The sequence below is a fragment of the Flavobacterium sp. FlaQc-30 genome (assembly GCF_044005885.1).
Classification (GTDB): Bacteria; Bacteroidota; Bacteroidia; order Flavobacteriales; family Flavobacteriaceae; genus Flavobacterium.
Genome location: NZ_JBIPCO010000014.1, coordinates 1 through 7,612, shown reverse-complemented (window position 1 = coordinate 7,612; position 7,612 = coordinate 1). Strand labels below are relative to the sequence as shown.

Annotated in this window: 1 protein-coding gene; it reads left to right on the top strand. The window is 38.4% G+C overall.

Annotated features, from left to right (window positions below):
* Window positions 1–579: 579 nt before the first annotated feature.
* Window positions 580–7,612 (top strand): beta strand repeat-containing protein (locus ACHRV0_RS21470; RefSeq protein ID WP_395442477.1); only part of this gene is annotated, 7,033 nt, incomplete at its 3' end.

The following is a 7,612-nucleotide window of genomic DNA, read 5'->3' as shown; positions in this document are numbered from 1 at the left end:
GTACGATGACAGCGGAAAACAAGTACAAAGATCAGGTTATCTGTATATTAGTAATCAATAACAAATAATCAGTAATTACTAACTAACCAATACTTAAAAATGGAAACAGGACTGCGAGAGCGGTCCTGTTTTTTTATATAATAAGAAGTTGAGAGACAAAAAACATAACTGATAATTAAAAACCTGGAATCTAAAAAAATCACTCTTGAATGGTGTAACTGATTGAAAATTAATATATTTACTATGATTATTTTGTCGTTTTTTTAGTAATAAAATTGAGTTTTGTAATTTATCATTGTTATTACGAGCCTTTTCAAAAGATACTTTCTGCCCATTTTTAGAATTCCTTTTCTTAAAAAAATTACCCCATATCTAAAGTAAATTGATATATGCCGAGTTTTAAAATGTCCTAATTTGATATATTAAAAACTTTTAATTCCCTGTTTAAGTTTTGATTTAATAGAATTTTGCTGCTGTATTTTTTTTAGAATACACATACCAAAAACAAATGCATACAGTAAAAATTCGTGAACAAAGCGATGAAAGAGTATTGTGTACAATTTGTTTAATTAAAATATTATGAAAACAAACTTTACTTTATTCATACTAGCTTTTTTTTTAGCTGTATTGAAAGTTTCTGCTCAAACGATTACTGCCGTAGCCACTCCGTCAACCTGTGCCGCAAATGGTAAAATAGAGTTGACCGCAACAGGTATACCTGAACCAATAATTTATGGTATTGCAAAATCTCCCTATACAGCCGCAGATGTTATAAGCAGTACATCTTCGGTTTTTTCATTTTTAGAGCCTGGAAACTATTATTATGGTTATTATAATGGTGCTAATTTTATTCCGTCAGCAAGTACTATTTCGGTAGCAAATCAATATAATACAAGTTCTCCAACCTTTTCAAGTTATTATTCTAATCCATATGCTTATTGTACAGGAACAGCGGATCCGTTAGGAAGAATCAATGCTTCTATGACAGGAGGTAACAAAACGTATAAAGTAGAATTAATAAATTCTAGTAATATTACGGTACAGCAAATACAAACTATAGGCTCAGCAACAAACGTTATTTTCGATGGAGTTGCTGCAGGTAATTATACCTTAAGAGCGACGGACGCTTGCGGGACTGTTGTTTACGCTCCAAATACGCTGACAGTAAAAGCTAATGTACCCTATACAGATTTTACTTTAGGTACAGTTAATACACAGCCCACAACGTCTTATTTTAATGTGGTCTACAATACTCCCGGCAATATCTGCTCTGGAATTGCAACGGCCTCTATTACAAATGTTTCTTACATCCTTAATACAACAATCACAGATATTACTACTCCAACAGGAGGACCTACATTTTATGGAGGCAGAAATCCTGTTTATAAACTGGAAATACAAAATGCTTCTGGAGGTTTTGATGTTTATGATAATTTAACTTCCGCACAAGTTACTACCAATAATAGTTATCCATTGCCTAATGATCGAAGTAAATGGGGTTTAATAAAACTTTCAGTTACCATTTGCGGGATTACAAAAACAAATCAGCTGGATTTAGCGCAATATAATGAGTTTAAAATTAAACCTTTTACTTATGTTGGTTTTTCAATTTATGATGATCCATCCCCGGCTGCTTGTGTTGCAGCCAATCAGGTAGAAGTTTGGACAAGTACTTATCAGTCTGGAGGCTGTCAGCCTATAACATTAGATGTTACTGAAAACGGAACTTCAAATACGCAGCATTATGAACTTCCGCAAAATTTTAAATTTAAACTCGATATAGGAAAAACATATACAGTTGTTGCTAAAGATGGAACAGGTGCTTTATTGCCCAGTTATGTTTTTAAAAATTTAACATCATCTCCAACGGCATCAGGACAGCCAAATCAAACTGATCCTAATAATTTGTACATTAATCCAGCTTATTTTATGCCAAAACCAATCAGAGATAAAATTACTTTTACAGATGGTTTGAGCGGTAAGAACATTGGAAAATCGGCGCTTGTAGTAAATAATCTGATCACAACTCTTGGTTTGGTCGCTCCAGTACATATTGAATCTGTCAGTGGTCCTTCGGCAATTAATTTAACTGTAACGCCAACAGCGAGTACGTACAATATTGGAGTAGGAAATAATTTAACACCTGGAACTTATAAAATTAGAATTAGAGATTCTCAATGTTTCAGCGAAGATTATGATATCGTTCTCGATAGTTATATTATTAGTGTAGCTCTTCAAAATGTTACTTCGACACCTAGTACGACTACTTGTGATCGTTATATTAAAAAAGGTGAAATTAAAGTTACAGCCGTAGGAAAAACTTTTGATGTTTCAGGGCCTCTGTACAGTGTTTATGGATACGATTATGCCTATCCAAGAATCTTAAGTGCACCAGCAGGAGCTTCTGTATTTATATCTACAGATGGTAATTTTCTACTTAAAGGCAATGCTGTAATTCCTTTTTCTTTTTCAGCAGATTTGGGAGGAAATTATCAATTAGCATTAAGCCGAAAAAATGATAGTAGATTACTGCAGGTTTCAGAAATATTTGAAAATACAACTGCAGTACCTTTAACGGTACAGCCTAATTTTCCTGCGTTTGATTTAACACAATCAGGTGGCGTTATTTGTCCGGGTAATACAACTGGAAACTTAACAGTAAAAGTGAATAATGCTGTAGGAGCGATAACTTATTTTATTAAAAAAGCATCAGATGCTGATTTTCCAGCAACAGGGCAGACGAGTACAGTTTTTACAGGATTAACAGCAGATACTTATGTGGTTAAAGCCAAAACACTTTGTTACGAAGTTATTCAGTCTTTTAAACTAGCTCCTTTAGCCCAATTAACAGATGTTATTTTTGGTGATAACACTTATTGTACAGGAGCTTCGCTTTATTTTTCAACCGTTGCTGTCGGGCCAGTCTCGAGCATTGTCTGGACACTGCCAAATAATTCTACAATAACGAGTAGTACGTTGAATATTCAGAACCTGACGGCAGCAAATAGCGGATTGTATAGAGTAACAATTAATTCTACAGCCGGGTGTGTTATAAATGGATCAACGATGGTTACCGTAAATCCGCTGGCAGAAGTGGCTGCCCCAGTTTTTAATGCATCCAGTCCAAGTTTAATGTGCCAGTCTGTGGCTGTACAACAATCAGATTATACAGCAACAGCAGCAAATGCATCCTCTATAAGCTATCATATTTCTCCACCCGAGGCTGGAACAATGGGAGCAGGCGGTCAGCCCGGACAAGTTCAATGGAATCCTGCATTTAACGGAACAGCTATTATAACAGCAGTATCAAGTGGATGCGGTGTGGATAAATCAACTACTTTTACGGTAATTGTAAGTCCAAGAGCAGATGCATCTAAAATTATCGCAGAAGATAGAACAATTTGCCCAAATGAAAAAAATATTGATTTAGAAATAGCGGCACCCACGATATCAAATGCTTTATTTACATGGTACGACAGTGATCTTGCATCGGCTGCGGTATTAGGAACAGGTAAAAGCTTAATAGTAAGTCCTGTTACTACTACAACTTATTATGCTGGAGTTCAAGGTGATGATGTTTGTATAAATGTAGCAGGAAGTCGTAAAGCGGTGAAGGTTACAGTTAATCCTGTAGCAAAAGTATCTGATATTAGTGCTGCTGACCAAACGATATGTAATGGAGAAACGGCAATATTAACAGCGACCAGTCCGCTCGTAAACCCTCTTTTTGTTTGGTATACCGATCCCGATTTAGAAAATTCAATAAGCAATACTGAAACTGCCGAGGTAAGTCCTTCCGTTACCACAACCTATTATGTAACCGTTTCTGCAGATGGTGTTTGTACTATTCCTCCTCCTGCAAAAGCAGTGGTAGTAACCGTAAATCCATTACCAACAGGAAGTATTCAAGCAACAGGACCTGTTTGTATAGGGGATACAACAGCACCGGTTGTTAGTTTTACTGGTACAAATGGAACAGCACCATATACCTTTACTTATAAGGTCAATAATGGCAGTGATATGACTGTATCAACAGTTGGAAGTAATAATATCGTAAATGTTCCAGTTTCTACTGCAACAGCTGGAAGTTTTGTTTATACGCTGGTAAGTGTTAAAGATTCCAGTTCAACAGCTTGTGTTCAGCTGCAAACAGGTACTGCGACAGTTACGATAAATCCATTGCCAACGGCAAGTATTACAGCAACAGGTCCAGTTTGTAAAGGAGATAAGACAGTTCCGTTAGTTACTTTTACAGGTGCAAACGGTACTCCTCCATATACTTTTACCTATAGTCTTAATGCAATTAGTAACCTGACAGTGTCAACAACATCAGGAAACTCGGTAAGTATTCCAGTTTCAACCGCCGCATCAGGAAATTTTGTTTACAGATTGGTCAGTGTAAAAGATTCCAGTTCATCTGCCTGTTCGCAAACACAAACAGGAACAGCAACGGTTATAATAAATCCAATACCAACAGCGACAATTACCACTAATACTACGGCTGTTTGTAAAGGCGGCACAGCACCAACTATTACTTTTACGGGAGGAGGCAGTGTAGTGCCTTATACCTTTACTTATAAAATAAATGGAGGAGTAGATCAAGTAGTATCAACAACAATAAGCAGTAATATAGTAACTGTTACAGCACCAACAGATACGGAAGGAAATTTTGTTTATTCTTTGGTAAGTGTAAAAGATGGCAGTACAACAGCCTGCGCACAAGCACAGACGGGGTCAATAACGATTAAGGTAAATCCGCTCCCAACAGCAGCAATTGCAGCAGATGCACCAGTTTGTAAAGGAGCAGCTTCACCAAACGTTACCTTTACAGGAGCAAATGGTACTGCACCTTACACTTTTACGTATAAAGTAAACGGCGGAGCTGATGAAACGGTTACCACTACAAGTGGTAATTCGGTTGCGGTTGCAGTTCCAACGAGTATTGCGGGTGACTTTGTATATACTTTAGTAAAAGTAAAAGATGGAATTACAACAAATTGTGAGCAGTTGCAAACTGGAACAGCTACAATTACAGTAAATTCATTACCAACAGCGACAATTGCAGCAGATGCATCAGTTTGTAAAGGAGCAGCTTCACCAAATGTTACTTTTACAGGAGCAAATGGTACTGCACCTTATACTTTTACGTATAAAGTAAATGGCGGCGCCGATGAAACGGTTACCACTACAAGTGGTAATTTAGTGAGTGTTGCGGCACCAACAGGAATCGTGGGAGATTTTGTTTATACTTTAGTAAGTGTGCAAGACGGCAGTGTATCGGCATGTACACAAACGCAGTCAGGAACGACAACCATTACTGTTAATCCATTACCAACAGCAACGATTTCTGGAACAACAGCAGTTTGTTTTAATGCAGATAATCCAAATATTACATTTACGGGAGCAGGAGGTACAACACCTTATACCTTTACGTATAAAGTAAATGGCGGAGCAGATCAGACTGTTACCACAACAGGTGGAAGCATAGCAACAGTAGAAGTAAGCACAACAGATGCAGTAGGAAGTTTTGTTTATACCTTAGTAAGTGTAAAAGACGGCAGCACATCTGCTTGTACGCAGGCACAAACTGGAACAGCAACAATTACAGTTAATCCTGTGCCAAGCGCAGCAATTGATGGTACAGCAACGGTATGTCAGAATGCAGCAGCAACTGTTACTTTTACAGGAGCTGATGGAACAGCACCGTATACTTTTACTTATAATATAGACGGAGCAGCAGATCAAACGGTTACTACAACAAGTGGTAATTCGGTAACAATTACTGCGTCAACTGCAGCAGTTGGAACCTTTTACTATAATTTGGTAAGCGTAAAAGATGGCAGCTCTACAGCTTGCGAGTCAACTCGTACAGGTTATGCTATTATTACAGTAAATCCATTATCAACAGCAACGATTTCTGGAACAACAACAGTTTGTAAAGATGCTGCGGCACCAAATGTTACCTTTACAGGAGCAGGCGGAACAGCACCGTACACATTCACATACAAATTGAATAATGGAGCAGATCAAACCGTAACGACAACAAGCGGTAATTCTGTAACAGTTGCACAGCCGACTGGAACAACTGGAGATTTTGTTTATACTTTGGTAAGTGTGAAAGATGCAAGTACATCAGCTTGTACACAAGCTCAGACAGGAACAGCAACTATTACAGTTAATCCGTTACCAACAGCAACGATTTCTGGAACAACAGCAGTTTGTAAAGATGCTGCGGCACCAACTGTTACCTTTACAGGAGCAGGCGGAACAGCACCGTACACATTTACATACAAAGTGAATAATGGAGCAGATCAAACCGTAACTACAACAAGCGGAAACGCAGTAACGGTTGCTCAAGTAACTGGAACAGCAGGAACATTTGCTTATACTTTGGTAAGTGTAAAAGATGCGAGCTCAACTGCTTGTACACAAGCACAAATAGGAACAGCAACTATTACTGTTAATCCATTACCAACAGCAACGATTTCTGGAACAACAGCAGTTTGTAAAGATGCTGCGGCACCAACTGTTACCTTTACAGGAGCAGGCGGAACAGCACCTTACATATTCACATACAAATTGAATAATGGAGCAGATCAAAGCGTAACGACAACAAGCGGTAATTCTGTAACAGTTGCACAGCCAACTGGAACAGCAGGAACATTTGCTTATACTTTGGTAAGTGTAAAAGATGCGAGTTCAACAGCTTGTACGCAAGCACAAACAGGAACAGCAACTATTACCGTTAATCCTCTGCCAACAGCAACGATTTCTGGAACAACAACAGTTTGTAAAGATACTGCAGCCCCAACCGTTACCTTCACAGGAGCAGGCGGAACAGCACCGTATACGTTTACCTATAAAGTAAACAGCGGAGCAGATCAAACTGTAACTACAACAAGCGGAAGCGAAGTAACAGTTGCTCAGGCAACAGGTACAGTTGGAGATTTTGTTTACACCTTAGTAAGTGTTAAAGATGCAAGCTCAACAGCTTGTACACAAGCACAAACAGGAACGGCAGCTATTACCGTAAATGCTTTATTGGCTTTATCGGGTACAGCGTCAACAACCTGCGCAGCAGATGGTTCAGGTTATGTATTGAACTTTACAGTAACAGGTCAGGCACCTTATACGGTAACAGGTACAGGAGCTCCTGGAACATGGTCTGGAAACGATTGGACATCAAGCCCAATTACAGCAGGAACAAATTATAATGTAAGTGTTACAGATGCTCACGCTTGTAATACAGTAGTTGTAGCAGATACAGCACCAATATGTTGTGTATATGAAGTTACAGCACCAACATTCCCATCAACAACGATAACGTGTTACGACCAAATGCCGACAGCAGTAAGTTTGACAAAAGCAGAATTTGAAGCATTAGGAAATGGCGATGGAAAAATTGGAAATATTCCTTGCGGGGTGATCGAAATTACAGCTTCAAATGGAGTAGAACCTTCATGCAACGGAAATGTAACCAGAACATATACCGTAACTGAATATGCAGATCCAAACGGCAATAAAGTAAGAGATCTTGGTGAAGATACCGTATTGAACACCACAGCTGTTACACAGATCTTCACCCTTGAAAGAGCCGATTTTGTAATGCCTG